Here is a 26057-nt window from a genome sequence, read left to right as displayed (position 1 = left end):
GAGTGCTCCTCACTGCGACTGGGTGGACTTGGCTGGCTTAGGTTTCGCCGGCGCTTGCAGAGCCGCCGCCGCTTTGGCATCCGGGTGGGCGAAGGCTACCGACACCGCCGTGGTGGTCTTCGACGTGGCGAACGCATCCGCTGCCACGGCCGGGTCGAGCTTCCAGTTGGCAAGCTCCATCTGATGACGCAGGCGCAACGGATCGTCACGATAGACGGCGCGCAGCATGCGCGGCAGCTTGTCATCGGCGCCGATCCAGATCTGCACAAAGACTGCGTCGTTGACGTAGGCCAGCATGTCGGTGACCGTGCCGCCGACGACCTTCGACTGACCGATGTAGAAAGCGTTGGTCAGTCCCTCGGCGATGTTCCTGTAGGGGTCGGCAAGAACCACGTCGGCGAACGGAAAATAGATCGCGGCACTCTCGAATGCAGCCTTGAGTGTCGCGTCGATGGTCGGCGGTGCCGCGGCGACTGCGACGAAATTCTCCGCCGGCGAATAGGCGGTCATCGCCTTGCCATCGTAGTAGAACTCCGAAGCCGGGCCGTCGCCGATGGTGATCACCCGCAGCTTGTCTGGCCGTTGCATGAGCACTTCGGAGGTGGTCGTGTAGGCCAGCGCAGGGCCGAGGCGACTCGGTGCTTCGTAGGTGACCACGGCGGTGAACGCCATCGAACGCGCTGCCGCCAAGCGCTCGCTCATCGCCTTCAGAAGGTCGACGGCCTTGATCTCGATTACCGGCTTGGGCGCCACGGCTTTGCTTGCGGTCCTGGCCGGCTTGGCGGCTTTAGGCTTGCCCGATGGCTGCTGTGCCTGCACGCTGCCGGCCACGAGCAGACCGGCAGCGAGCAGCGCCACACGCCGGGCGAACGGGTGATGAATCATTGTCTCCTCCTTGAAAAGGCAGCAGAATGCCTGCGCAACGCTGCTTACGGGATCATTCCACATTCGAACATCTTGTTGGCGATCGGCGCCGCCACCCGATTCAGAAACTCGGTGCGCATCGCCGGATCGCTGCGCAGCAGGCCGATGACGCGCTGCTCCTCTGCCGACTTCGGCTGGCCTTTATTCATCCACAACTGCTCACAGGTCGCCGTCTGGTATTTCTGGACCACCTTGTCGGCGACCATGTCGAGGACCGGGAATTGCGCAAAGCTGAGGCCGGCGACGAAAACGGCCGGCAGGATGGCAAACCGCCAGAAATGCTTGTTCATGATTGACTCCTCATTGGTTGGTGTAAGAAGTATGACATTACTGCTTGCCTATTGCCTATTGCCTATTGCCTATTGCCTATTGCCTGACGCGCGTGAAATGGACATCGAACTTCTGCTGCACCACCGCCTGGTAGTAGACCCCTTTGAGGAGGTCGTTCTCCGGGTCATAACTGAGCGTGTAGGTGGATCCGTTGTAGCCACCGGCGCGCAATTCAAAAAAAGAGCCTGATGGTCTTGCCGTCGCGTACGGCCTCGGCCCTCGAGAACGGCAGCGGGTTCGGGTTGGCGTAGGCGGCGTCGAGTTTACCGCCGGCATCGACACTCTTGATGGTAATCACATAGCCGCCGTCGGGCCGTACCCAGCGCCCCGGCAGGGCACCGAAAGTGGGCTCGGATGGTGGGTGCGGCGCCGTACCCTGTGCAGCAACCGGTTCAGCCAATATACTCAGGGCAAGCGCGAGGCTGGCCAGGGTGCGTACGATCGAGATCTGCATGCCTTGCCGACCCTTGAGAAAATGATTGTCCAATGATTTGCTGCGGCCGGCACTTCGGACGCCGGCCGCTTCGTTCCGGCTACTCGCTCACCTTGTTGTTGCGCATGGCCGCATCGAGTTTCTTCATGTCCTCGGGTGACAACTGCGGCCGGTCGACCTTGATCGTCAGCTTGTTGAGCTTCGCGGTCAGAGTGAACGGCGGCTTGTAGTCCGCGTCGTTCACGCCGGTCAGGGTATCGGAGCCGATGTCGAAGCTCTCGTCCCACTGCAGGATCATCGGCAGCGTCTTGGGCATCGTCCTGGTGGCGACGACCTGGCCGTCCACCTTCAGCGTGCCGGTACCGGGCCGGCCGACGCCGCTGAAGCTGTTGAAGGCCAGCGTGCCGGCACCCAGACCGTCGTACTTGAAATCGAACTCGAGCGTGTGCTTGCCGGGTGGTAGCGCCTCGGCGCCTTCCCACTTCAGGCGCTCGAGATCGACCATGTTCCATAGCCACACCGGCTTGCCCTTGAGCAGGTAGAAGCCGTAGCCACCGAAACGCCCACCCGAGGTCAGGATCATGCCCTCGGCTCCAGCGGCAGGCACCTCGATGTCGGCGGTGACGGTGTAGGAGGTGTTCAGCAGCAGCGGCGAATCCCCTTGCGGCAGGCCGACCATCGGTCGCGTGTAGACGAACTCGCTGCGCCCGGCAGTGATGTTCGGCCGTGGCGCGACGATGCGCGCCGCCACCGAAGCATCCATCGGGAAGACCTGGTGCTTCTTCGCCTCGGCGATGAACATCTGCTTCATTTCCTTGACCTTCTGCGGGTTCTTCGCAGCCAGGTCGGTGGTCTGGCTGAAGTCGCTGTTCAGGTTGAACAGTTCGAGCACCTGGTTGTTCAGGGGGTCGGGATTCGCCGGGCCGAAGGCTTCCCATGGCGCGCGATTCACCTTGGTGCTGAGAAACCAGCCGTCGTGGTACAGCGCCCACTGGCCCATCATCTCGAAATACTGGGTCTTGTGGCGCGTCGGCGCCTTGGCACTGGTCGCGTCGAACGTGTAGGCGAAGCTGGTGCCCTCGATCGGCGCCTGTCTGATGCCGTCAACCATCTCCGGCGCACGAATGCCCGCTGCCTCGAGAATGGTCGGCACGACGTCGATGACGTGCACGAACTGCTCGCGCAAGCCGCCCTTGTCCTTGATGCGCGCTGGCCACGACACCACCATGTTCTGGTTTACGCCGCCGAGCTGCGAGGCGTTCTGCTTGAACCACGAGAACGGCGTGTCGAAAGCCCAGGACCAGCCGGCCGACATGTGGTTGTAGGTTTGCTCGGTTCCCCAGACGTCGTAGAACTTCATCTGCACGTCCACGGGCAACTGGTTCAGGCCGTTGAAGAACGCGACCTCGTTCGGCGTGCCCAGCGGCCCGCCCTCGGCGCTGGTGCCGTTATCGCCGTTGATGTAGATGATCAGCGTGTTGTCGAGCTTACCAAGATCCTGGAAGGTCTGGATCACGCGGCCGATTTCATGGTCGCTGTAGGCGGCATAGGCGGCGAAGACCTCGACCTGGCGGATGAACAGCTTCTTCTCGTCGGCGCTCAGCTGATCCCATGGTTTGAGGACTTGCGACGGCCAGGGCCCGAGCTTGGTGTCCTTGGGGATCACCCCGAGCCGCTTCTGGTTCTCGAAGATGCGCTCGCGCAGCTTCTCGTAGCCGTCGTCAAAGAGGTGCATCGCCCTGATCTTTTCTACCCATTCTTGGGTCGGGTGATGCGGCGCGTGTGTGGCGCCGGGGGCGTACTTGATGAAGATCGGCTTGTCCGGCTGGATCTGGTGTACGCGTGTCATGTAGTCGATGGCATCGTCGGCCATCCCGGTGACGAGGTTCCAGCCCGGTTTGCCCTCGAAAGGATAGATCTGCGTCGTGTTGCGGAACAGGTTCGGCTGCCACTGGTTGGCGTCGCCGCCGACGAAACCGTAGAAATACTCGAAGCCCATGCCGCTGGGCCATTGGTCGAATGGCCCGACCTGGCTGGCGGCGAACGCCGGCGTGTTGTGGTTCTTGCCGAACCACGAGGTGGCGTAGCCGTTGTCGAGCAGGATGCGGCCGATCGTCGCCTTGTCCTTGCCGATGATGCTGTTGTAGCCAGGGTAGCCGGTCGACTGCTCGGAGATCACGCCGAAGCCGGCCGAGTGGTGGTTGCGCCCGGTGATCAGCGCGGCGCGCGTTGGCGAGCACAACGCCGTCGAGAACATGCGGTTGTAGCGCAGTCCTTCGTTGGCGATGCGGTCCATCGCCGGCGTCGGGATGACGCCGCCAAAGGTGCTCGGCACGCCGAAGCCGGCGTCGTCGGTGATGATCAGCAGCACGTTCGGAGCACCCTTCGGCGGCACGATGCGCGGCGCCCACCAGGGCTTGGATTGCAGGGCGTCGTCCTGGATCACGCCAGCAAATTTCGGATCGGGCGCGGGCAGCTGCTTGCCGCTGATCGAAGCCGTCGCGCTGGGTGAGCCGAGCACACCGGTAACTTGCTGGGCAAGGCCGGGGCCGGCAATCGCCATGGCCAATACAGCCAGGGCAAGCAAGGCCCATCGATGTATCCCTGTTTTCATTATCATCTCCTTGCGTTGTTGAAAATTTTCAGGTGTTTAAAAAAAAGAAGGTCGCACCCACTGCCAGCCCGGTGAAGCGCGCGTCCAGGCCGCCGTGACCCTTGCCGTCAAAGTTGTAGCTGAGGTTGCGCAGGATCACTGTCACGTCACCCCAGCCGTAGCGGTAGCCGGTACCGACCAGCGCCTGCCAGGTCGTGTTTTGCGAACCGGCACCGACATCCAGGTAGTAGGGCATGAACCACCGGCCATCTTCACTGAGGCCAATCCTGCCCTTGACGCCGACAATCCCGTCCCACTTGTTGACGGAGACCGAGGCATTCAGATTATCCGGAAAAGGAAACAAGTTGTAATTCAGCGTTGTAACCAGGTTGAGGTAACGGGTGCCAGCGAATACATCGAGATGCGACGCGCCTTTGCGCCAGACACTGTGGCTGCCGGCGAGCGTCAGGACATTGGACTGGATACCCGACGAGGAGTCAAATGGTAACGCGCCTGCTGCTCCCGGTCGGTCGATGGGCTTCAGCCCCGAGTTCTGGTGGTCGAATTTCATGTAGATGTAGTCGGAAAACAGCGACCAGTCGCCTTTGCGCGCTTCGCCGGCAAGGAAAAAGGCGAAGGAGAGGTTGTGGAGGTAAGTGTCGGGAGTGCTGTGCAGCTTGCTGGTCACGCCATTGCTGATCCCGAGCGGGTTGAGCGTCGTCGTGTTATAGATCGTCGGCAGCCACACATAGGGCGTGACACTGAAGTGCCACTGCCCGTCGAAGATGTCCATCCGGGGCTGATTCTCTGCGGCGCTGCCTGGCGTGACCGCTAGCAGACCGAGTGCGCCCAGGGCACCGACGGTACATTTTCTGAAACCCTTTGCTGACGCCATGTTCACCCTCTCCATGAGAGACACGAATTTCTGCTGACCGGCAGTCTACCAGAGAGATGGCCGATGCGGCCACCGAGCGATGGTCCAACGTGGTCCGACCTCGAGCAGCGCTGGCCACCGCTCATTGACCGCTTGCCGGGCACGCGCTACATTCGCCTGGGGAGCGCTCCCCATGCTCACCGGATTGCCGGGCCACCTCAGGGAAGAAACAATAATGCCGAACCGTCAACGCCTATCAATTGTGATGCTGAGCAGCACGCTGGCCTTGCTCAGTCCGTCAGCCGCGCATGCGCAATCCTACACGAGTGACGGCGCGGTGCGCCTCGACCCAGCATTATCGCCCGAGGAGACCCATCCCGGACCCGTACTCTCGCCGGACGCGGTGCGTCCCGAGCGTGCGCTCTCCCCGCAAGAAACCGCAACCGATCCGGTGCTTTCGCCGGATGCCGTACCGCGTGAGCGGGCACTTTCGCCAGAGGCAACGAACCCGCCGCCGGTGCTCTCGCCGGACGCCGTTCGCCCTGACCCGGCCTTGCCGCCCGACTGATAGCGGACACCTCGATTAATGGTAATGATTGGAAACACCGGAATGACCCATACCCCTTCGTCAACGCCCAGCGGAACCGTGTACATCGTCGGCAGCGGTCCCGGCGACCTCGACCTGTTGACGCTGCGTGCTGCGCGGCTGATCGGCGAAGCGGATGCCATCGTCTACGACCATCTGATTGCCGATGGCGTCCTTGAACTGGCGCGTCCTGACGCAGAAAAAATCTATGCCGGCAAGGAACGTTCACGACACAGTGTGCCACAGAATGAACTCAACCAGTTGCTGGTGCGCCTGGCACGCGCGGGCAAGCAGGTCGTCCGCCTCAAAGGGGGAGACCCCTTCATTTTCGGGCGTGGCGGCGAGGAAATCGAAACGCTGGTCGAATCGGGAATTGCCTTCGAGGTGGTGCCGGGAGTGACTGCCGCCGCCGGTTGCGCCGCGTATGCCGGCATCCCGTTGACCCATCGCGAGCATGCCCAGGCCGTGGCCTTCGCGACCGGCCACCTCAAGGACGGGACGATCAATCTCGATTGGCCTTCGCTGGCGCGTCCGCGGCTGACGGTAGTCTTCTACATGGGCGTCGGCGGCCTCGCCGAAATCTGCCAGCAGATGATCGCCCACGGACTGCCCATGGACCACCCTGCGGCGGTCGTGCAGAACGGCACGACGCGGCGGCAACGCGTGCTCACCGCCGATCTGGCAACCCTGCCGGCGAAGGTCGCAGCCGCCGGCATCTCTTCTCCGGCGCTGATCATCGTCGGAACCGTGGTGCGCCTGCAGCAGAAACTCGACTGGTTCAAACCAGCACGATGAATCGACGGATCGGGCGGGAAGCGCCCGCCTACCCGCAGCGTGTTATACTTCAACACTTTGCGAGCATGTGCTGTTCTGGATGGTGCCGAGAGGGGGAATCGAACCCCCACGATGTTTCCACCGGCGGATTTTGAGTCCGCTGCGTCTACCGATTCCGCCATCTCGGCTTTGGCTCGCAACTCGCGAGCCGGAAGAGGCCCTGATTATCGCTGATTCTCCGGCAAGGAACAAGCGGACTCGACAACATTCGTTCCGCGCTGGCGCTCGCTCGACAACCCTCTGCAGACCCCACGCATGCTGACGCTCGACGATTTCGACTTCGATCTTCCCGGCGAACTGATCGCCCAGCACCCGACCGCAGAACGTACCGCCAGTCGTCTGTTGCAACTGGCCGACGGCACCATCCACGACCGCCGCTTCAGCGAGCTTCCGGGAATCGTCGATGCCGGCGATCTGCTGGTGTTCAACGATACGCGCGTGCTCCGCGCGCGCCTCTTTGGGCAGAAGGAAAGCGGCGGCCAGGTCGAGGTTCTGATCGAGCGCATCGTCGATGCTCGCCATGCCGTGGCACAAATCCGCGCCAGCAAAGCGCCGAAGGCCGGCAGCCGCATCCTCCTCGAAAACGCCATCCTGCTGAGCGTACGCGGGCGTAGCGGTGAACAGCAGGAGTTCTTCGACCTGGAATTGCTGGAACCGGCCGGCGAAAGTGATCTCTGGAGCCTGCTCGATCGCCACGGCCGCTTGCCCTTGCCGCCCTACATCACGCACGCGGCCAGCGCTGCCGACGAAGCGCGCTATCAGACGGTTTTCGCCCGCCACCCCGGCGCCGTCGCTGCGCCCACTGCCGGCCTGCACTTCGACGAGGCACTATTGACCGAACTCGCAAAGCGCGGTGCCGAGATGGCCTGGCTGACGCTGCACGTCGGTGCCGGCACCTTTCAGCCGGTGCGAGTACAGCGCATCACCGATCACCGCATGCACGCCGAATGTTTCGAGATTCCGCCGGCGACGGTCGCCGCGATTGCCCGCACGCGTGCCCGCGGCGGCCAGGTCATCGCCGTCGGGACGACCAGCCTGCGTGCGCTCGAAGCGGCTGCGCAGCACGGCGAACTGCACGCCGGCGCGGCAGAAACCGACATCTTCATCACTCCAGGCTACCGCTTTCGCGTCGTCGACCGGCTGATCACCAATTTTCACCTCCCGAAATCGACACTGCTGATGCTCGTTTCGGCTTTCGCCGGCCTGGACGCCATCCGCGGCGCGTATCGGCACGCGATCAATCGGCGCTACCGCTTCTTCAGTTATGGTGACGCCATGCTGCTGCACCGCGACTGATTCAATCCACAGGCTCGCCCTACTCTTCTGAAACCGCTGCCATGCTCAAGAACTCCTTGAACAACTCCGCCATCGAGCAACTCGACAAGCACGGACTGACTCCCGACACGCACAAGGTGGCACTGGCCTGTGCACTGTTGTGGACCGCCCGTACACAGACCGACGTACACCGCCTGCTCGGCTTGAGTGGTCTGACCACCAGTACCGGAAGAGCGTTCACCTTCAACGATGTGAAGAGCGCGGTCGAGGAACTCAAGGACAAGAAACTGCTCGTCGCAGCGGCACGCCCCACCGCCTTCCAACTCGTGGACGCTTTGCGTGCGCCGCTCTACCGGCAGTTGCTCGAGACCCGTCCAGGGAAGTGCCTACCGGGGCTGGTCGCCGAACTCGATCGTTTCGACCCCACACGATCCAGCTACTACTGGCCCAGCAGCAGTCTTCCGACGACCATTGCCTATGTGCGAGCCAAGTTCTTTTCCGGCACAGCGAGCGAAGAGCTATCGGCGATCAGGCAACTGGTCGCACGTTCGATGGACTGGAACGTCATCCTCACTCAGGCCCTCCTGCTCGGCTTCGATGGCCCCAGTTTCGAGTACATCGATCCGGTCGAACGCTCGCGGCTCGCCTGCCGGGGCGTGGCATCGATATGCTTGAACTGGGCGCCGGATTTCAACCCGATCGCGGAGTGGGCCCTTGACCAGATCAGACGGCACCCCGACCAAGTGTCCAGTGATCTGCGTCCGGCGCTTGCTGAGCTGGCGTTGCAACGCAGTGACGCCGACCTGTTGCAGCAAGCGCTGCAGGGGCTTGACAACGGCTTCGCTGCCGCTATCCGGGCCGCAGCCCTGGTCGTCGATAGCCAGTGGGCAGCCGGACAGGCCGCCTTCGAGGCAGCGCTGAAGCAGCGCAAGGGCGAAATCGGTGGCAACAAACACCTGCTGCCCGAGAGTATCAGCTGGCTCTATCCACTCGCATTGCTCGCCCAGTCGACCCCGAAGCATCTGGAACTGGCGCGCAAGTTCTGCATTGGCGAAGCCGGCCAGCGCGACCCGAGTCCATTCACCGTATGGGGGCGCTGGGTCCATGCCATCGACGTTCGTCTCGGCAAGACGCCGATCATCCATGCCGCTTTCCAGCCAGTCCGCGACCAGGAACATCGCTGGGGACTGGATTCGTTGTGGGCCATTCTGCTCTCGGCCTGGCTGGGTAGCGAGACGATCGCTGCGCCAGGTACGCAGAATGCACAGCATACGGCCAGCGGCTGGCATGAGACGATCATGGCCCTGCGGCGAAAGCTGCTGAACTGTCATCTGAAATTGCCGAGCCGCATGCTGCGTGGCGCCGAAGAGCTACTTTCCGGACGCGATCCACCAACCGGCTATTTTGTTGCCGCTGCTGGCGAGCAATGGCGCGCGATTCTCGACGCCCTGCAATCGCTCGGCGGCGAGCAGACTGCTGCCGACGCCGGCAGTGAAACGACACGCCTGCTCTGGGCCATCGAGATCGGCAAGGAGGGTCAGTTGCTCGGGATCAAACCGCTCGAACAGAAGCGCGGTCAGCGCGGCTGGGGCCGACCACGCGCGCTGAGCCTCGTGAAAATCTTCGGCAACGAACATCTGCCAGCGTGGGATGCCAAGGTGGCGCGCGCGCTGCGCCCCGAGCGCGGTTACAGCAACCGCTATCGCATCGATCTGCCAACGGCGATCGTCGCCCTGGTGGGTCATCCGTGCATCGTCCTGGAGAACGCGCCGGAGCAGTTCGTCGAACTCAGCGAATCGCAGCCGGAGCTGGAACTGGTCCGTCAGGGCGAACACTTCGTGATGCGCATCGAGCCACCGTTGCGACCCGTCGTCGAAAGCACGTACCTCTATGTCGAGGACGCTGACATGCGTCGCGAGAACGAAGCGCTGCGCCTGCTCACGCTCGTCCAGGACGGCCCGCAGCGTCTCCGGCTGGTGCGTTTTTCGGCGGCGCAGCAGCAGGCCGCGCAGCTCGTCTCGAGGCGTGTTGCCATTCCCGCCAATGCGCCGGGAGCGCAGGCAGAAGTCGAAAAGACCTTGCGTGCGCTGTCCGGACGTTTCCAGGTACACGCCGACTCGGCACAGGCCTCCCGGCAGGTCGCCAGTGATTCACGCCTGCGTGCCGAACTCTCGCCGGTCGGCGAGTACCTGGCGCTGCGCCTGGTGGTGACACCGCTGGGCCCCGACGGCCCGCGACTGCCGGCGGGCAGCGGCCGGCTTCGCCTGATGAGCGTGCTCGGAGGCGAAAGCGTCGGCACCGAACGCGACCTCCAGAGCGAGCGCCAGCATCTCGAAGCGGTACTCGACGCCCTGCCCTTCCTCGACGGCAGCGACGGCATCAGCGAGTGGCTGATCGAAGACCCCGAGCAGGCACTCGGGGCGGTCGAAACGCTGCCGACATTGGCCGCGATTGCCGCGGTTGAATGGCCCAAGGGCAAGGCCGTTCGCGTCGTCAGCGTCGATACGCGGCAGCTCGGCGTCAGCGTCAGCCGCGAGCACGACTGGTTCCGCCTCTCCGGGCAGGCGACGCTCGACGAGGGTCTGGTGCTGCAGCTCGAAACCCTGCTGACGGCGGCACGCGAAAAATCCCGCTTCGTCCCGATGGGTGACGGTGTGTATGCTGCGCTGACGCGCTCACTCAAACAAAAGCTCAGCGAACTCGCGGCGGTTATCGAAACCGACAAGCAGGGAGGCAAGGCACCGACGATCGCCGCCGCCTGGCTCGACGAGATTCTCGACGGCACCCGGCTCGACGCCGGCAAGGATTTTCGCGAGGCCATCGAGCGCCTGCGCAGCGCCCAGTCCGCCGAACCGAAACTGCCGAGCCTGCTGCAGGCCAGGCTGCGGCCCTATCAGGAAGACGGCTACCAGTGGGCGATGCGTCTGGCGACCGCCGGCATGGGCGGCTGTCTGGCCGACGACATGGGCCTGGGCAAAACGCTGCAGGCACTCGCCGTGCTGCTCGAGCGCGCCGCCGGCGGGCCGGCGCTGGTCATCGCGCCGACCTCGGTATGCGGCAACTGGTTCGCCGAAACACGTCGTTTTGCACCGACGCTCAACGCCCGCATCTACAGCGACGCCGGCGACAGCGAACGCGAGGAACTGGTCAGCCAGGCCGGGCCGCAGGATCTGCTGATCGTCTCCTACACGCTGCTGCAACTCGCGCAGGAACGCTTCGCCGGGCGCAACTGGCACACGCTGATCGCCGACGAAGCACAGGCGATCAAGAATGCAGCCGCCAAGCGCTCGCAGGCGGTGTTCGAGCTCAAGGCCGATTTTCGCCTGGCACTGACCGGAACGCCGGTGGAAAACCGCCTCGCCGACCTGTGGTCGATCATGCGTTTTGCCAATCCCGGCCTGCTCGGCACCGTCAACCGCTTCAACGAGCGCTTCGCGGGTCCGATCGAACGCAACCGCGACCGCGACGCCCAGCATGTCCTCAAGCGCCTGATCGGTCCCTTCGTGTTGCGGCGAAGCAAGGCGGAAGTGCTGCAGGAACTGCCGCCACGCATCGAGCTGATCCTGACGGTCAGCCCGGAGGCTGGCGAAGCCGCACATTACGAAGCCCTGCGCCGCGAAGCCGCAAACGAGATCAGCAGCACGCTCGACAGCACACCGGAAGCCCAGTCCCGCTTCAACATCCTCGCGCAACTGACGCGTCTGCGGCGTGCCGCCTGCGACCCGCGCCTGTGCAGCCCGGAGTTCGGAATCAGCGGCGCCAAGGTGCAGGCCTTTGGCGAACTGGCCAGCGAGCTCATCGCCAACGGTCACAAGGCGCTGGTCTTCAGCCAGTTCGTCGATTTTCTGAGCATCCTCCGCGAACCGCTCGACGCAGCCGGAATCCGCTATCAGTACCTCGACGGTGCCACCCCCGCCGCCGAGCGAACGCGCCGGGTCGCCGCATTCCAGGCCGGCGAAGGCGAACTCTTCCTGATCAGTCTCAAGGCCGGCGGCTTCGGCCTCAACCTCACCGCTGCCGACTACGTGGTGATCACCGACCCGTGGTGGAACCCGGCGGCCGAGGATCAGGCGATGGGACGTGCGCACCGCATCGGGCAGCTCAGACCCGTCACCGTTTACCGGCTGGTCACCAAGGGCACCGTTGAAGAACGTATCGTCGACCTGCACCATGAAAAACGCGCGCTCGCCGAGAGCATTCTCGCCGAAGGCGAAGCCAGTGCCCTGCCATCGACCGAAGATCTAATGGCGCTGATTCGGGGAAAATGACATGAGCCTCGCGAACCCTGCAGCCCCCCCCTCAGTCAGCTTCTGGCAGGCGTTCGCCTTCTGGCTCAAGCTGGGATGCATCAGTTTCGGCGGCCCGGCAGGACAGATTTCGATGATGCATGCGGAACTGGTGGAACGGCGCCGCTGGATTTCCGAGCGCCGCTTTCTGCACGCACTCAACTACTGCATGCTGCTCCCCGGTCCCGAAGCCCAGCAACTGGCCACCTACATCGGCTGGCTGATGCATCGCACGCGTGGCGGCATAGTCGCCGGAATCCTGTTCGTGCTGCCCTCGCTGCTGCTTCTGATCGGTCTGTCCTGGGTCTATATCGCCTTCGGCGAGACGCCGCTGGTGGCTGGTCTGTTTTACGGGATCAAGCCGGCAGTCACCGCCATTGTCATCCAGGCGGCGCACCGGATCGGATTGCGTGCCCTGAAGAACCAGTTCCTCTGGGCGATCGCGGCGGCTTCCTTCGTCGCCATCTTCGCGCTCGCTGCGCCGTTTCCCGTCATCGTCGCCGTCGCCGCGCTGCTCGGCTACATCGGCGGACGTGTCGCACCCGAGAAATTCCAGCTTGGCGGCGGCCACGGCCCGGCCGAAGCCGCGTTCGGTCCGGCCTTGATCGACGACGACACGCCGACTCCGGAGCATGCCCGCTTCGGATGGTACAGACTGATCAAGGTGGTCATCGTCGCTGCTCTTCTGTGGGCCGTCCCGATGGGCTTGCTGACTGCGACCTATGGTTGGCAGCACACGCTGACGCAGATGAGCTGGTTTTTCACCAAGGCCGCTCTGCTGACCTTCGGCGGCGCTTATGCCGTTCTTCCCTACGTCTACCAGGGGGCCGTCGAACACTACGGCTGGCTGACTGCGACCCAGATGATCGATGGCCTCGCGCTCGGCGAAACCACGCCCGGGCCGCTGATCATGGTGGTCGCTTTTGTCGGCTTCGTCGGTGGCTACCTCAAGGCCGTTTTCGGCCCGGACAGCCTGTTCCTTGCCGGCGCGGTCGCCGCCGCGCTGGTGACCTGGTTCACCTTTCTGCCCTCGTTCGTTTTTATCCTGCTCGGCGGACCGCTGGTCGAGACCACCCACAACCAGTTGAAATTCACCGCACCGCTGACCGCCATCACCGCGGCGGTGGTCGGCGTGATCCTCAATCTGGCGCTGTTCTTCGGCTACCACGTCCTCTGGCCGAAAGGTTTCACCGGCAGCTTCGACTGGATCTCCGCCCTGATCGCTCTGGCTGCCGCGGTCGCGCTGTTCCGCTACCGGCAGAATGTCATTCACGTCATCGCGGCCTGCGCCGTCGTCGGCCTGCTGCTTTCCTGGGGAATGACGAACTGCCCTTGCTCGGTCCATTGACCGTGTCGATGCTCACCCCGAAGCGGTAGATAAGGCGATAAAAACCGGGCTACTCGCCATGCTGCGGGTGCTGGCGACGCCAGCGGCGGATCAGCAGGCGCAGGCGGCCGAAGGTCCAGTGATCGTTGAGGACGAAGTTGGCGACGCTGGCAATGATGATCGCCAGTACGTTCGCCAGCAGATAATGCAGATAGCTGGCGAAGGCGTGCGTCAGCGCGAACTGCAGCGCGATGCCAAGCCAGCAGGCGATCGTGTATTGGCCGAACTGCAGAAGGATCGGGGTGTGTACATGCGCTCGCCGGTCGAGCCAGGTCCAGGCGCGGTTGAGCAGGAAATTGTTGATCGTGGCGAAGAAGATCGCAACCGCCAGCGACAGGTTGAGGCGCAGCGACGGCGGCGCGATGGCCACGAACAGGGTCTCCTGCGCGAGGTAGAGGACGGCCACGTTGACCAGCGTTCCGGACGCGCCGACAACCCCGAACTTGATGAAGCGGTGACGTAATAGACGGCCTAGCAGCGGCAGTTGCCGGAGCCTCTCGAAGCACGTCATGCCGTATCCCTGTCGGCCTGCGGATGGGCACTGGCGACGACGATGCGCGCCTCGGCGAGCACCTGCGCCGGCACTATCCGCTGCAGGCACTGGTTGTCGCCGTCGCAGGGCGAGTTGCGGTGGTTGTACGCGGTCAGGCAGGGCGAACAGGGAAGTGCGAGATGCAGGCAGCGTGCGTGCTCACCGAGTGGACCGTAGAGCAGCGGTGTCTCGGGGCCGAACAAGGCCACCGTCGGGACTGCGGTCAGCGAAGAAAACTGCGCCGGCCCGCCGTCGTTGGTGACCAGGAGCGCGGCGATCCCGAGCAGCGCGACGAGTTCGCGCACCGATTTCGTGTATCCCGTCAGGTCGATGCAGTCGGGATGCGCGACTGCTTCGGCGAGTGCTCGACCGAGCGCCTTGTCGGAGGGCAGGCCGATGATCGCCACGGCGTAGCCCTCGGCGAGCAAACCGCTGGCCACCTGCCGCCAGTTCGCCACCGGCCAGGCGCGAATCGGCAGGATGCCGCCACTCGGGTAGAGCAGCGCCAGCCGCCGTCCCACGATGCGCGGAAATTCTTCGCCGAAGCGCGTTCCGAAGGCTTCGACCTCGCCCATCCGGAATGCTGGCAGGGGCGCCGGCAGCGGTCCCTCGTCGAGGCTCTCCTTGTCGAGCGGATGGGTCTGCGACTCGATGGCCCGCGCCAGCGTCAGGAACTGCAGCGACAGGTGGCGATACGGGTTGTAGAGCACTGGCCGGTTGATGAACGAACCACGGTACAGCCCTTCCTGCGTATGGCGGTGAAAACCGACCCGCAGCGGCGCCCCGGACAGCCACGAGAGCAGGCTGCTGATGCGCGCGAAGAGTTCGCAGTCGAGCACGGCATCCGGTCGCAACTGGCGCAAGCTGCGGATCGCGGCGATGAGGGTGCGCAGCAGCCCGCCCAGCGAGCGGTCGTCGATGGCGATGACGTTCTCCGGCGGAACGCTGGCCATCAGATCGAGAACCTCGCGATTCTTGCCGAACAGCAGGACATGCAGCGAGGCTTCCGGATAACGTGCGCGCAGCAGCGCGATCATCGGTTGTGCGAGGACCAGGCTGCCCATCTCCGAGAGCAGGATCACGACGATGCGTTGCGGTGGCGATGCCGGCGGCTGCGGCGCAGCACGCCACGCGCGCAGCCGTTCGAACAGCGAGGCGAACGCGCACAGCGGCACGCCGAGGTAACGATCAATGGCGCGCTGAAGCTTGATATTCATTGTGGCAGCGGCGCCGGGCGATAGCCATAGACCACCCGCGCATAGTAGGTGGCGACGGCGACGCCGCCCTTCCTGGCGATGAGCACCTGCACCGGGCCGAGGCGCGTGGCCATGGCGGGCAGACGCGGATCTTCGAGGTTGCCGCGCCAGCCCGAGACCGCGATCAGATCGCGCCCGGCAAATGCCGAACGCGGAAACCAGAATTCGTACATCACGGCGTTTTCGTTGAAGAAGAGGTGCCGGCTGGCGGTGTCGCGGGCACCGTCGCCACGTGGATCGTAGAAAGCCATCTCGTCGGCGGTGTTGTGCTTGTCGAGGCCGACGATGGCGGGACGGCTGCCGGTTTCCCGCAGCACTGCCTCCTCGATGCCCTGCACCTGTCCGCGCAGGTCACGCCAGCCCATCTCCAGGTAGGTGTGGTGAAGGCGCAGCCCGGCCAGCCCCCAGACCGGGTAGTAGAACAGGCCATAGGCATAGACCAGCAGCAGCGCCTGCAGCAGCGGCATCCAGCCGCGGGCGAGCCATCGGTCGAGCGCGCCTTCGCCGAGCCCCGGCCGCGACATCGTCGCCGCGAGCACCGGCAGAATCGCCAGCCAGATCGGCCCGGTCCAGTGAAACTTGGTCTCCGCGCGCAGGCTCGATACCGCGAAGACGAGTAGCGGCAGCAGCGTGAAGACCTGCATGAACAGGCGTCGCCTTCCGGCCAGCAAGCTCGGTTCGTCGTTGGCCGGCACCACCTGGAAAGTGGAACTGATGCCGCCCTGTGGTCGCAACCAGCGCCACAGGGCGAGCACGCCGAGCGGCGTCAGCAGCAGGAGTGCAGAAGCCAGAAACTCCGGCAGGCTGAACTGTGGCGCCCGCGCCGCCAGCCGCCGCGACCCCTGAAAAGCGAATGAAGCCCAGTCGTGCTGGAGGTTCCAGACGATTACCGGCGAGAACACCAGCAGTGCCACGAGTACGCCACCCCAGGCCCACGCCGAGAGCAGGCTGCGGCGCGAACGCGCATCGACGAGCATGAAGACGAATGCGGACGCCGGCACCAGCACCATCGAGTATTTGGCGAGCATGCCGATGCCGATTGCCAGCCCGGCGCCGAGCCAGGCCAGCGGGCGTTCACCGAGCAGCGCGCGCTGCAGGAAGAACAGCGCAGCCGCCCAGGCAGCGGCGAGTGGCGCATCGGGCGTGATCATCACCCCGATCCCGAAGAAGAACGGCAGTGTCGCGGCCAGCAGGGCACAACGCAGGGCGTTGCCGCGCCCGGCCATGTCCTGCGCGTATGCGACGGCGAAAGCGAGCATCACCGCCCAGGCGAGCACCGCCGGCAGGCGCACGAAAAACTCGCCATCGCCGAGGGCAAAGGTTGCCGCGATCAGCCACGCGACCAGCGGCGGATGATCGAGGTAGCCGATGTCGAGATGCTGCGAATAGTTCCAGTAGTACGCCTCCTGCGGCGCCAGCTCGATCTGCCCGAGGTAGACCAGGCGCAGCACCAGCAGGTAGACCACCGCCAATGGCACCGCAACGGCAAAATCCTGCCGTCGCGTACTCGCGCCGGTCGCCGTGCCACCCAACAGCAAGGTCAATGCACCCGCCAGCGCCGCTGGCACGATCGCCACGAGAGGCGGCCACTGCGCCGCGAACAGCGAGAGCACGCCGGCGCGCAGCGGATAGGCAAGCGCGACGACGAAGCACAGCGTCGCCCAGCGGTGCGCGCAGCGGATCCCTCGCAGCACGCTGATCGCAGCCAGCAGCGCAGCGGCAAAGGCCAGCGCCTGCGCGAATTCGAGCGACACGCCAGCGCCGTGCAGGAGCGCGAAGGCCAGCATATCGGCGAGTGCAGCGGCGCCGGCAGCAAAGCGCCAGCGCCGAAGGAACGCGGGGTCGGTGTGCGCCAGTGCGGCGAGCGAACGCATGCCGCTGGTCGCGGCCTGCACATCGGCGGGAGAACCCGGCGAGAGGCGGTTTCTATGGTCTTCCAGTTGACGCTCTCTCTCGGCGGAGCAATGAGTCAGCAGCCGTGCCCTCTACTGCCAGCAGCCGTAGAGCAGCGCGATGGTCGCAATATCGTGGACCAGGCCCGGCGTTGCGAACCCTTGCAACGCAAGGCCGCGAATGTACCCAAAACTCAGGCAGAAGACAACCTCCCGATGCGCTGCAGGCGGTTCAGGATGAGACATTTGCACTCCTCGCAAACTCTTGCCACAGCTGTGCTGTAAACCGGGGCAGAATTTTCTTGCCCCGATTTAGTGATGGCGGATCGCGGGTTCGCCAATCTCTTGATCGAACACGGATACTGCCATCCGATTACGCGGCCACCGATTTCCAGCGACATTCCTGCACCAGTAGTCGCAGAAATTCCTCCGGCATCAGAGCCTCGTCCAACAGTTCCCGTTGCCGGCAGACATTGGCAAAATCACCCGCCGTCAATTGCTCCTGTGTGGTCAGGCGATTGAGCATCGGCGCCGGCAAACCTTCGGCTAGGCCAATGTCGCCCAGGGCTTCGCGGGCAAACATCGCCGCACGCTGGGGCAATGACTTCGGCATCCACGGTATTGAACAGCCGCGCAATGTTCTGCTCGGTTTCGCCGACATACTTCGACACCAGGTCGGAAGACTGTCGGACCACCAGTTCGCGGTCGAGCGCATCGGCCAGCACATGGGCGAACTCGGTCTTGCCGGTGCCGGGCGGGCCGAACAACAGACCATTGACTCCAGCCACGCCATCCTGAGCAGCGCGCTTCAGTACGGTTACCAGCCGCTGCCCGGCGGTGGCCAGATGCGGAAAGTCATCGAGCGACCAAGCCGGTGCCGGCGCAGGCTCGATCAGCAAATTGCTTAACCCGACTTGAACAGCGAATTGGCCGCATCAAGCGCTTCGGTCAAGTCCGTTCAACAGTCGACATGCTGAACTTGGTTCACCAGGGTACGGTCGACGAAAGGGTGTACGAGCGCCTATCGCAGCGAATGCATAACCGCTTCTTTCACGGTAACGCTACGGATGAGAAGAATGATACCTTCCACGCCGCTTATAATTCTCATTTACGCATAGAACCATGATCAAGCCGCGCCTCAATCCCCTGCTCGCCATCTCTGCTGCCGTCGCTGCCCTGGTTGGTTTGCCGGTGGCGAGCGTTCTGACCAATATCCTCAGCGGCGGGACCAGCGCAACCTGGTCGCATCTGGCGGCGACGGTGCTGCCGGACTACGTGGCGAATACCCTGGTGTTGTGTCTCGCTGTCGCCCTCGGAGTGATCGTCGTCGGGGTGGCCACGGCATGGCTGACGGCAATGCACGACTTTCCGGGGCGGCGTGTCTTCGAGTGGGCACTGGTATTGCCGATGGCCATGCCGGCTTATGTGCTGGCTTATGTGTATACCGACTTTCTGCAGTTTGTCGGCCCGCTGCAGAGCTTCCTGCGCGAATTCTTCGGCTGGAGCAAGGCAGACTACTGGTTTCCCGAGGTACGCAGCCTCGCCGGTGCGGTCACCATGTTTGTTTTCGTCCTCTACCCGTATGTCTATCTGCTGACGCGTACGACTTTCAGCGAGCGCGCCAGCGGCATGTTGGAAGCCTCGCGCAGCCTCGGTTTCGGCTCCTGGCGCAGCTTCTTCCGGCTCTCCCTGCCGCTGGCCAGGCCTGCGATCGTAGCCGGCGCAACCCTGGCATTGATGGAAACACTCGCCGACTACGGGACGGTTTCCTACTTCGGCGTGCAGACCTTCACTACCGGCATCTATCGTGCCTGGTTCTCTCTTGGCGATCGAATTGCGGCCGCGCAACTGGCAGCGGCGCTGCTCGCTTTTGTCATCGTGCTGCTGCTGATCGAACACGCTTCACGCGGTCGTTCGCGTTTTCACAACACCAGCGGACGCCGGCGATCGATCGCCCGTCAGCGCTTGCCGGGCTGGCGAGGCTGGCTGGCCATGGCAAGCTGCGCCGTGCCGCTGGGCATTGGCTTTCTGCTGCCTGCCTGGCTGCTGCTGCGACTGGCGCTAACCGACGTCGATGCGCAGTTCGGCGCGCATTTCGTCGCTCTGGCGCGCAACAGTTTCCTGCTCGCAGGATTGACCGCGATCATCGCCGTTGCCCTGGCGGTGCTGCTTGCCTATGGTGCGCGCCTGTCAAACGGGCTGCTGGCGCCGACACTCAATCGTCTGGTCAGCCTGGGCTACGCGGTACCGGGTTCGGTGATCGCCGTCGGTGTACTGATCCCGGTGACGCGTCTCGACCACTGGCTGGCCGGGCAATGGCAGAACTGGTTTGGCGACAACCCGGGGCTGCTGATCACCGGTGGCATCGCCGCCCTGGTCTATGCCTATCTGGTGCGCTTCCTGGCGGTCGCCCTGCAGTCGGTGGGCACCAGTCTGGCAAAAATCACCGTCAGCATGGACGACGCGGCGCGTAGCCTGGGACTCGGCCAGGCGGCGACACTGCGGCGAGTGCATCTGCCGATTCTGCGTGGCAGCCTGTTCACGGCCTGCCTGCTGGTGTTCGTCGATGTGATGAAGGAGTTGCCGGCGACGCTGGTGATGCGCCCTTTCGATTTCGATACGCTGGCGACGCAGGCCTACACGCTCGCTTCCGACGAGCGACTCGCCGAAGCGGCCAGCGTCTCGCTGGCGATTGTCGCCGTCGGCCTGCTGCCGCTGATCGCGCTGTCGCGCCAGATATCGCACGCGCGCCGCTAACGGTCATGACTTTTTCAGGCACCCCCGATCATGAAAGAAAACATGGCTCCGCCAAGCGCATAAGTTCGCTACAATCCCTGACGGGTATGAGGAGGAGCGCGAGATGGAACCTACATCGGTCATCAGCAAAGGGCTGGTCACGACCGCCACAGGCACTTGCCGATGGTCACCGGTAGGCGGGCAATGCGATGGGCGTCGTCTGTCTTCTCTGCCCCGATGATGACAGCGCAATGTTGACCCATTCGGCATTTGGACAGACCTGGTGGGGCAAGCAATGGCTCAACGCCCTGACCCAGATCGATTTCGCCAACCGCCTGCCACGTGGTCGCAGCTACGCCAAAAAGGGCGCGGTCAGGAACCTGACGGTCAGCGGTGGCACGATCCTGGCCAGCGTGCAGGGTTCGCGCATCCAGCCCTACCGGGTGACCATCACCGTGCCGCCGATCGCGGCACGCGCCGTGACCCGCCTGCTCGACCGGATTGCTGCCGACCCCGCGCTGATCGCCCAGATGCTCAATCGGCAACTCGATCCGGCAGTGCTGGCGCTGGCCAGCGAACTTGGCATCGCCGTCTTCCCGACCCGCTGGCAGGATCTCGACCTGCGCTGTTCGTGCCCGGACTGGGCGGTGCCGTGCAAGCACCTGGCGGCGGCGATCTATCTGTTGAGTCGGGAGATCGACGGCAATCCCTTCCTGGTGTTTTCCCTGCGCGGGATCGACCTCGCCGCCGCCCTCAAGTCGCGCGACATTCAGCTCGGTCAAGATGCCGGCAGCGCGCTGCCCGCCCTGAGCGAACTCCTGCCCACCGGCGACGAGCGGGTGAGCGCCGATGCCGAACTGCTCGACGGCATCGATTTCTCGCTCGTGCCGGCTCTGTCCGAACCGCTGCTGCGCGTCCTGTCGGCGCAACCGCCGTTCTTCCCGACGGGAGACTTCCGCATGCTCATGGGGCGTTTGCTGGCACGCGTCGCGAAAGCGGCCCGGCAGGCGCTCGCCGCGGCGCCAGGCGACGAGACCGGCGGACTCTCGCCCGACGACCGCCCATGCCTGGTGATCAACTCCGAGTATGCGTGCACGCTCAGCGGAGTCGCCGGGATCAGCGACTGGCCGGCGTTGTTGGCGACTCTCGCGAACCTCTCCCCAGCCCGCCTGCCCGACTTCCAGCCCGAACTCGCGGCACTGCAGCCGTTGCGATTGCTGGCCCTGCACCTGCTCGCCCGCGGCGCAGTCGTCCCGCAGATCTTCTCGCTACAGGGGCACGAGGCTGGTCTGCGCTGGCTGCCGGCGACCCTCGATCCGGCAGTACGCGAACTGATGCAGCGGGTTCAGGATGGGTTGCCGCCCGGACGGGTGCTACTGCGCCAGGGCCGCAAGACGCTTGCCCTGAGCGCCGAGGCGCAGGCGACGACGCTGTGCTCGCTGCTTCTCGATCACTTCATCCACGCGTACTGCGGGGCCGGCCAGGAGAAACCCGCCGGCGACAAAACGCTGGCGCTGTTCTTCGTCAGCGGACGCGCGCGCTACGACGGACCCGGCGAAGGGTCGATTGCCGCCGGCATCCACGCCTGGCTGGCACGCTTTCATCTTGCCCGCCGTGAGCACGCGCCGGTGCTCTGCCTCGACGAGTGTGCCGCCAGCGATGACGGTGATGCCGGTGACTTTGCGCTGGCACTGGCCGCGGAAAGCAACAATGCCCTCGAAGTGCCGGTCGCTCTGGCGACCGTACTCCGCGATCCTGCCTGGTCGCAGGCACGTTTCGGGATTCTGCAAACGGTGGCGCTGCTCGCCGAGTTCTATCCGCCGCTCAACCGCTATGTCAGTGCCGGCGCGCGCATACCGCTGCGCATTGCCGCCGACGAGCTGCCGGACCTGCTCTTCGACACCCTGCCGGTGCTGCGTCTGCTCGGCATCCGGACGCTGCTTCCGAAAGCGCTGGAGCGTCTGCTGCGGCCACGCCTGTCACTGCAGATCAAGGGTCAGGCACCGGACAGCGGCGGCTTCTTCAACGCCGATGACGTCTTCGCCTTTGACTGGCGGGTGGCGGTCGGCGAGTATCTGCTGTCGCGCGAGGAGTTCGAACGGCTGGTGCGCGAGGCGACCGGCGTGATCCGCTTCAAGGGCACTTATGTCTATCTCGACCCGGCCGAGATCGAGCGTCTGCGTGCCCGGCTCGCGCACTCCACCGAACTCCCCGGCAGCGAACTGCTGCGCGTCGCTCTCGCTGGTGAATACGCGGGCGCGCCGATCGGCCTCGATGCCGCGGCGCAGCAATTGCTGCAGCAGTTGCTGGAAGCCGGCGCGGTCGCCCTGCCGGCGGCCCTGCAGGCAAGGCTGCGCCCTTACCAGGAGCGCGGTTACGCCTGGCTCTATCGCAATGCCCGGCTCGGCTTCGGCAGCGTCATCGCCGACGACATGGGGCTCGGCAAGACCGTGCAAGTGATCGCGATGCTGCAGAAACTCAAGGAGGATGGCGCCCTGGCCGAGGCCAGAGTGCTGGTGGTGGTTCCTACCAGCCTGTTGACCAACTGGCAGAAGGAACTCGCCCGCTTCGCCCCGGAATTGAGCGTTGCCGTTTTCCACGGCAGCCGCCGCGAACTCGCGACACGTCCGGGGGAGCAGCGACCGGACCTGCTGCTCACCACTTATGGCGTCGCGCGCAGCGAGGGCGCCGCGCTGAAGTCCTTGCCCTGGCGGGTGGTCATCGTCGACGAAGCGCAGAACATCAAGAACCCGGCGACCGCCCAGACCCGGGCCGTCAAGGCCATCCCGGCGACGACCTGCATTGCCATGAGCGGCACACCGGTCGAGAACCGTCTCTCGGAATACTGGAGCATCATGGACTTCGCCAACCGCGGCTATCTTGGCAAACTGCCGCAGTTCGTCAGGGAATACGCGCTGCCGATCCAGACCGATCACGACCAGCAGGTGGTGCAGCGCTTCCGGCGTGTCACCGCCCCCTTCCTGCTGCGCCGGCTGAAGTCCGACAAGACGATCATCAGTGACCTGCCGGACAAGATCGAGCAGGATCAGTACTGCAGCCTGTCGAGGGCGCAAACCGCGCTGTACGAATCGGTGGTACAGGAAGGATTGCAGACCATTGCTGGCGAATCGGAGACCTTCCGGCGGCAGGGGCTGGTGCTGCAGATGATCCTGGCGCTGAAGCAGATCTGCAACCACCCGGCGCAGTACCTAAAACAGGGAGATGCCGACGCAGCGCTGTCGGGCAAGGCCGTACGTTTCCTCGAACTGATCGAAGACATCCACGCGAGCCTGGGCAAGGTGCTGGTGTTCACGCAGTTCCGCGAAATGGGCGAACTGCTCTGTGGCTGGCTGCGCGAACGGCAGCGACGCGAACCGCTGTTCCTGCACGGTGGCCTGACGCGCATCCGGCGCGATGCCCTGGTCGAACGTTTCCAGAACGATCGCACCGAGCGGGTGTTCATCCTCTCGCTGAAGGCCGGTGGCACCGGTCTCAACCTGACGGCGGCGGCCAACGTGATCCACTACGACCTGTGGTGGAACCCGGCGGTCGAGGCACAGGCCACCGACCGCGCTTACCGTATCGGCCAGCAACAGAATGTACAGGTGCATCGCCTGATCACCCGCGCCACTTTTGAAGAACGCATCAACGACATGATCCGCGCCAAGCGCGAACTCGCCGACCTGACCGTCGGCGCCGGCGAACAATGGATCGGCAATCTCGGCAGCGATGAACTCGAAGAACTGTTCACCCTGCATTGAGTACCAACAGGCAGAATCGAGCAGATTTTGAGGAAAGGATGGGAGGCGGTATGCGTGAACGGGTGATCATCGACTTTGAAACCACCGGACTGTCGGCGATGATGGGCGACCGGGCCACCGAGGTCGCGGCGGTGGTGATCGACGAAACGGGAATCATCGACCGTTTTCAGAGCCTGATGAACGGCGGCCGCCAGATTCCACTCTTCGTCCAGCAACTGACCGGCATCAGCAACCTGATGATCCGCCAGGCGCCCAAGGCCGAGACGGTGATGCGCCAGTTGTTCGACTTCATCGCCGGGCGTCCGCTGGTCGCCCACAATGCCTCTTTCGACCACGGCTTCCTCAGCGCCGAACTCGACCGCATCGGTGAATCCTGTCCGACCGGGCTGCTCTGTTCGATGAAAGTGGCCCGCCGCGTCTATCCGGAAGCGCCCAATCACCGCCTGGCAACATTGATCGCGCACACCCGCATCGAAGCGACCGGCCAGTACCACCGGGCGCTGGCCGATGCCGAAATGACCGCCCTGCTCTGGCTGCGCATGGAGCAGAAGTTGCAGCACGACTTCGCCCTGCCCGAGGTGCCGCTGGATCTGATGCGGCGCATCCAGACCGCGCCCTGCAAGACGCTCGACAAGTTCGTCGACAGCTTCAAGCGACGCACCTGGCCTGGCTTGAACCCTCTGACACACCCCTGAAGGACCCATCATGAACCAACCTTGTTCTCCAATATCACCAGGCAAGCTCCCCCTCGCCAAGCGCATCGCGGTCGCACCGATGTGCCAGTACTCGGCAGGGAATGGCGAAGCCAGCCGATGAACCACACACCAGACCCTACCGCGAGCCGCTTCCCGACCATCCGCCAGGTCCATGCCAGAGCCGTCTTCGGCTGGGTGCAGGCCGGCTGGCATGACTGTCGTCAGAGCGGCTTTGCCAGTCTGTTTTACGGCACGTGTTTTGCCGCCGCCGGCTGGTTGATGCAGGTGGTTTTCGAGCACGCCTCTGCACTTTTTGCAGGGCTGGCGACCGGCTTCCTGCTGTTTGGCCCTTTTCTGTCATTCGGGCTCTACGACCTGAGTCGGCGCATCGAAATCGGCGAGCCGCCACGATTGGCTCCGACCCTCGTCGCCTGGCGCCCGAATCTGGCCAACATTGGCGTGTTTGCAGCGCTGCTGGCGGTGGTCCTGCTGATCTGGGCGCGCGCGTCGATCATTGTCTTTGCGCTTTTCTTCGCCGGCGGCTTGCCCAGCTTTGCTGAAGTCGTGCGCACCGTTCTGACTTTCGAGCAAGCCGACTTTGCGATCGTCTACTTTGCCGTCGGTGGTTTCTTCGCCTGCTTCGTTTTCGCAATCAGTGTCATCGCCCTGCCCATGATGCTCGACCGCAAGACCGATGCAATCACGGCGGCGATCGCCAGTCTCTTTGCCTGCGCTCGCAACCCCGGCCCGATGCTGCTCTGGGCTGCCTGCATCGCGGTCCTTGCCGCCATCGGTTTTGCAACGCTGTTTCTCGGGCTGATTGTGACCATGCCCCTGGTGGGGCACGCGAGCTGGCATGTCTACCGCGAAGTCGTGGCCGACGAGGAGAAGACCGACCTGTGCTGAGCGCGATCGCAGCCTGACCAGGCTACTCTGACAAACTATATTTTAGATGGTCATAATCTTAGCCTTCGGGAGGGTTTGGAAGTTCAGGCTCAATAAGGACTTCAGGGCCTTGGCGTGATGAGAAGTTGGACGGGGAACCAGCAAAAACCTCCCGCTCGTGTGGCGGACCCGACGCGGCCACGGACCGGCCCGACCCGAAACGCCACGCTGCCAGCGCGCCGACCGAAAGCGCTCCCCCTTCGTACCCCCCCGACCCAGGCGGCCCTGGTTCGGGCAGGCACGCTACCGCAGGCAAGCGCCACGGTGACCCGTGCTTTGCCCGAAGAACCCCAGCCGGTGGCCAAGCACACGACGAATACTTGGTGGCGCCAACGCCCAACATTCAAATTCAGCGGTGAGCGAAGCGAGTCCGCTGCAATGCAGTGTTGGGCAAATTTGTTGGATTGGCGGGGGGAGGCACAATCTGGACGCCGGCCGCCTTCAGTCTGGCCTCGCCACGTTGTATCTCTTTGAACAGTGCGTCCAGATTATTGCCATACTTGGCGCCAATCGCATCCTTGATGCCATGGACTTCCATCATGATTTCGTCAGTCATCGTCACTTCCTCCAAGAAGTTCCTCGGGGGTGCATATGATCGGGAGGAACAATTCGAACTGTTCAAGATACACGGCGATCTTTTCCTGAATCACTGGATTGGCAATGTGACGGCAATTCCAGGTCAGAAGGAAATCAACGTGATGCAGTGTCGAAACAACAA

Annotated in this window: 21 protein-coding genes and 1 tRNA gene; 9 read left to right on the top strand and 13 right to left on the bottom strand. The window is 64.0% G+C overall.

What is annotated here, in order from left to right:
- Positions 1 to 9 precede the first annotated feature (9 nt).
- The 6 genes from E4Q08_RS09410 to E4Q08_RS09390 form a co-directional block, all read right to left on the bottom strand.
- On the bottom strand, positions 10 to 885 hold the full coding sequence (locus E4Q08_RS09410) for a DUF2092 domain-containing protein (RefSeq protein WP_169070196.1): 876 nt from the start codon (positions 883 to 885) through the stop codon (positions 10 to 12).
- A 44-nt stretch (positions 886 to 929) separates the two neighbouring features.
- A complete protein-coding gene (locus E4Q08_RS09405) occupies positions 930 to 1214 on the bottom strand; it encodes a hypothetical protein (protein ID WP_169070195.1) in 285 nt (94 codons plus the stop codon).
- Positions 1215 to 1290: 76 nt separating this feature from the next.
- Entirely contained in the window at positions 1291 to 1425 is a 135-nt protein-coding gene (locus tag E4Q08_RS25430; RefSeq protein WP_256435969.1) for a hypothetical protein, read from the bottom strand.
- Between the two features lies 1 nt (position 1426).
- Entirely contained in the window at positions 1427 to 1741 is a 315-nt protein-coding gene (locus E4Q08_RS24585; protein ID WP_248594804.1) for a hypothetical protein, read from the bottom strand.
- Between the two features lie 46 nt (positions 1742 to 1787).
- On the bottom strand, positions 1788 to 4250 hold the full coding sequence (locus tag E4Q08_RS09395; RefSeq protein ID WP_248594810.1) for an arylsulfatase: 2463 nt from the start codon (positions 4248 to 4250) through the stop codon (positions 1788 to 1790).
- A gap of 79 nt (positions 4251 to 4329) precedes the next feature.
- Positions 4330 to 5073 carry a hypothetical protein gene (locus E4Q08_RS09390; protein ID WP_169070193.1) on the bottom strand — a complete coding sequence of 248 codons (744 nt, stop codon included), beginning with the start codon at positions 5071 to 5073 and terminating at the stop codon, positions 4330 to 4332.
- Between the two features lie 346 nt (positions 5074 to 5419).
- Between E4Q08_RS09390 and E4Q08_RS09385 the strand changes: the two genes are divergently transcribed.
- Both E4Q08_RS09385 and cobA read left to right on the top strand, forming a co-directional pair.
- Positions 5420 to 5722, top strand: coding sequence for a hypothetical protein (locus tag E4Q08_RS09385; RefSeq protein ID WP_169070192.1), 303 nt, complete (start codon positions 5420 to 5422; stop codon positions 5720 to 5722).
- Positions 5723 to 5764: 42 nt separating this feature from the next.
- Entirely contained in the window at positions 5765 to 6535 is a 771-nt protein-coding gene (gene cobA / locus E4Q08_RS09380; protein WP_169070191.1) for a uroporphyrinogen-III C-methyltransferase, read from the top strand.
- 80 nt (positions 6536 to 6615) lie between these two features.
- On the opposite strand, the gene E4Q08_RS09375 is transcribed toward cobA, so the two are convergent.
- Positions 6616 to 6702, bottom strand: a tRNA-Leu gene (locus tag E4Q08_RS09375).
- A 127-nt stretch (positions 6703 to 6829) separates the two neighbouring features.
- On the opposite strand from E4Q08_RS09375, the gene queA reads away from it, so the two are divergent.
- The 3 genes from queA to chrA are packed head-to-tail and all read left to right on the top strand — an operon-like array spanning position 6830 to position 13483.
- On the top strand, positions 6830 to 7870 hold the full coding sequence (gene queA / locus E4Q08_RS09370; RefSeq protein WP_169070190.1) for a tRNA preQ1(34) S-adenosylmethionine ribosyltransferase-isomerase QueA: 1041 nt from the start codon (positions 6830 to 6832) through the stop codon (positions 7868 to 7870).
- Between the two features lie 41 nt (positions 7871 to 7911).
- Positions 7912 to 12117, top strand: a complete 4206-nt coding sequence (locus E4Q08_RS09365; RefSeq protein WP_248594803.1) for a DEAD/DEAH box helicase — start codon at positions 7912 to 7914, stop codon at positions 12115 to 12117.
- A 1-nt stretch (position 12118) separates the two neighbouring features.
- Positions 12119 to 13483 carry a chromate efflux transporter gene (gene chrA, locus E4Q08_RS09360; protein ID WP_169070189.1) on the top strand — a complete coding sequence of 455 codons (1365 nt, stop codon included), beginning with the start codon at positions 12119 to 12121 and terminating at the stop codon, positions 13481 to 13483.
- 49 nt (positions 13484 to 13532) lie between these two features.
- Here chrA and E4Q08_RS09355 read toward each other — a convergent pair whose 3' ends face one another.
- The 5 genes from E4Q08_RS09355 to E4Q08_RS25695 all read right to left on the bottom strand — a co-directional run bounded on the left by E4Q08_RS09355 (position 13533) and on the right by E4Q08_RS25695 (position 17927).
- Entirely contained in the window at positions 13533 to 14033 is a 501-nt protein-coding gene (locus E4Q08_RS09355; protein ID WP_169070188.1) for a GtrA family protein, read from the bottom strand.
- The gene (locus E4Q08_RS09350; protein WP_169070187.1) at positions 14030 to 15271 is read right to left on the bottom strand and encodes a glycosyltransferase family 9 protein; all 1242 of its coding nucleotides are present in this window, start codon (positions 15269 to 15271) and stop codon (positions 14030 to 14032) included. The genes E4Q08_RS09355 and E4Q08_RS09350 overlap by 4 nt, the downstream gene beginning before the upstream one ends.
- Entirely contained in the window at positions 15268 to 17184 is a 1917-nt protein-coding gene (locus E4Q08_RS09345) for a glycosyltransferase family 39 protein (RefSeq protein ID WP_169070186.1), read from the bottom strand. Before E4Q08_RS09345 ends, E4Q08_RS09350 begins: the two co-directional genes overlap by 4 nt.
- A 391-nt stretch (positions 17185 to 17575) precedes the next feature.
- Positions 17576 to 17728 (bottom strand): hypothetical protein, encoded by a 153-nt coding sequence (locus tag E4Q08_RS25700; RefSeq protein ID WP_308240098.1) that lies wholly within the window; start codon positions 17726 to 17728, stop codon positions 17576 to 17578.
- Entirely contained in the window at positions 17685 to 17927 is a 243-nt protein-coding gene (locus E4Q08_RS25695) for a hypothetical protein (RefSeq protein WP_308240095.1), read from the bottom strand. The genes E4Q08_RS25700 and E4Q08_RS25695 overlap by 44 nt, the downstream gene beginning before the upstream one ends.
- A gap of 397 nt (positions 17928 to 18324) precedes the next feature.
- Here E4Q08_RS25695 and E4Q08_RS09335 point away from each other — a divergent pair, with 397 nt between their 5' ends.
- The 4 genes from E4Q08_RS09335 (at position 18325) to E4Q08_RS09320 (ending at position 25300) form a co-directional block, all read left to right on the top strand.
- Entirely contained in the window at positions 18325 to 19959 is a 1635-nt protein-coding gene (locus E4Q08_RS09335) for an ABC transporter permease (RefSeq protein ID WP_169070185.1), read from the top strand.
- 230 nt (positions 19960 to 20189) lie between these two features.
- Positions 20190 to 23699 (top strand): SNF2-related protein, encoded by a 3510-nt coding sequence (locus E4Q08_RS09330; protein ID WP_169070184.1) that lies wholly within the window; start codon positions 20190 to 20192, stop codon positions 23697 to 23699.
- Positions 23700 to 23749: 50 nt separating this feature from the next.
- Positions 23750 to 24394 (top strand): 3'-5' exonuclease, encoded by a 645-nt coding sequence (locus E4Q08_RS09325; protein WP_169070183.1) that lies wholly within the window; start codon positions 23750 to 23752, stop codon positions 24392 to 24394.
- A gap of 117 nt (positions 24395 to 24511) precedes the next feature.
- Positions 24512 to 25300 (top strand): DUF2189 domain-containing protein, encoded by a 789-nt coding sequence (locus tag E4Q08_RS09320; RefSeq protein WP_169070182.1) that lies wholly within the window; start codon positions 24512 to 24514, stop codon positions 25298 to 25300.
- Between the two features lie 388 nt (positions 25301 to 25688).
- Here E4Q08_RS09320 and E4Q08_RS09315 read toward each other — a convergent pair whose 3' ends face one another.
- Positions 25689 to 25895, bottom strand: a complete 207-nt coding sequence (locus E4Q08_RS09315; RefSeq protein WP_169070181.1) for a hypothetical protein — start codon at positions 25893 to 25895, stop codon at positions 25689 to 25691.
- Positions 25896 to 26057: the final 162 nt, after the last annotated feature.

The sequence above is a fragment of the Candidatus Accumulibacter contiguus genome, from assembly GCF_012940005.1.
Taxonomy (GTDB): Bacteria; Pseudomonadota; Gammaproteobacteria; order Burkholderiales; family Rhodocyclaceae; genus Accumulibacter; species Accumulibacter contiguus.
The sequence above is the reverse complement of the archived record's forward strand: the minus strand, read 5'-3'. Positions and strand labels throughout refer to the sequence as shown.

Excerpts from the sequence above, each read along its gene's own strand:
- E4Q08_RS09410 (WP_169070196.1), bottom strand. The coding sequence starts at position 885 with ATGATTCATCACCCGTTCGCCCGGCGTGTGGCGCTGCTCGCTGCCGGT.
- E4Q08_RS09405 (WP_169070195.1), bottom strand. The coding sequence starts at position 1,214 with ATGAACAAGCATTTCTGGCGGTTTGCCATCCTGCCGGCCGTTTTCGTC.
- E4Q08_RS09395 (WP_248594810.1), bottom strand. The coding sequence starts at position 4,250 with ATGGCGATTGCCGGCCCCGGCCTTGCCCAGCAAGTTACCGGTGTGCTC.
- E4Q08_RS09390 (WP_169070193.1), bottom strand. The coding sequence starts at position 5,073 with ATGGACATCTTCGACGGGCAGTGGCACTTCAGTGTCACGCCCTATGTG.
- E4Q08_RS09385 (WP_169070192.1), top strand. The coding sequence starts at position 5,420 with ATGCTGAGCAGCACGCTGGCCTTGCTCAGTCCGTCAGCCGCGCATGCG.
- cobA (WP_169070191.1), top strand. The coding sequence starts at position 5,765 with ATGACCCATACCCCTTCGTCAACGCCCAGCGGAACCGTGTACATCGTC.
- queA (WP_169070190.1), top strand. The coding sequence starts at position 6,830 with ATGCTGACGCTCGACGATTTCGACTTCGATCTTCCCGGCGAACTGATC.
- E4Q08_RS09365 (WP_248594803.1), top strand. The coding sequence starts at position 7,912 with ATGCTCAAGAACTCCTTGAACAACTCCGCCATCGAGCAACTCGACAAG.
- chrA (WP_169070189.1), top strand. The coding sequence starts at position 12,119 with ATGAGCCTCGCGAACCCTGCAGCCCCCCCCTCAGTCAGCTTCTGGCAG.
- E4Q08_RS09355 (WP_169070188.1), bottom strand. The coding sequence starts at position 14,033 with ATGACGTGCTTCGAGAGGCTCCGGCAACTGCCGCTGCTAGGCCGTCTA.
- E4Q08_RS09350 (WP_169070187.1), bottom strand. The coding sequence starts at position 15,271 with ATGAATATCAAGCTTCAGCGCGCCATTGATCGTTACCTCGGCGTGCCG.
- E4Q08_RS09345 (WP_169070186.1), bottom strand. The coding sequence starts at position 17,184 with ATGCGTTCGCTCGCCGCACTGGCGCACACCGACCCCGCGTTCCTTCGG.
- E4Q08_RS25700 (WP_308240098.1), bottom strand. The coding sequence starts at position 17,728 with ATGCTCAATCGCCTGACCACACAGGAGCAATTGACGGCGGGTGATTTT.
- E4Q08_RS09335 (WP_169070185.1), top strand. The coding sequence starts at position 18,325 with ATGATCAAGCCGCGCCTCAATCCCCTGCTCGCCATCTCTGCTGCCGTC.
- E4Q08_RS09330 (WP_169070184.1), top strand. The coding sequence starts at position 20,190 with ATGTTGACCCATTCGGCATTTGGACAGACCTGGTGGGGCAAGCAATGG.
- E4Q08_RS09325 (WP_169070183.1), top strand. The coding sequence starts at position 23,750 with ATGCGTGAACGGGTGATCATCGACTTTGAAACCACCGGACTGTCGGCG.
- E4Q08_RS09320 (WP_169070182.1), top strand. The coding sequence starts at position 24,512 with ATGAACCACACACCAGACCCTACCGCGAGCCGCTTCCCGACCATCCGC.
- E4Q08_RS09315 (WP_169070181.1), bottom strand. The coding sequence starts at position 25,895 with ATGACTGACGAAATCATGATGGAAGTCCATGGCATCAAGGATGCGATT.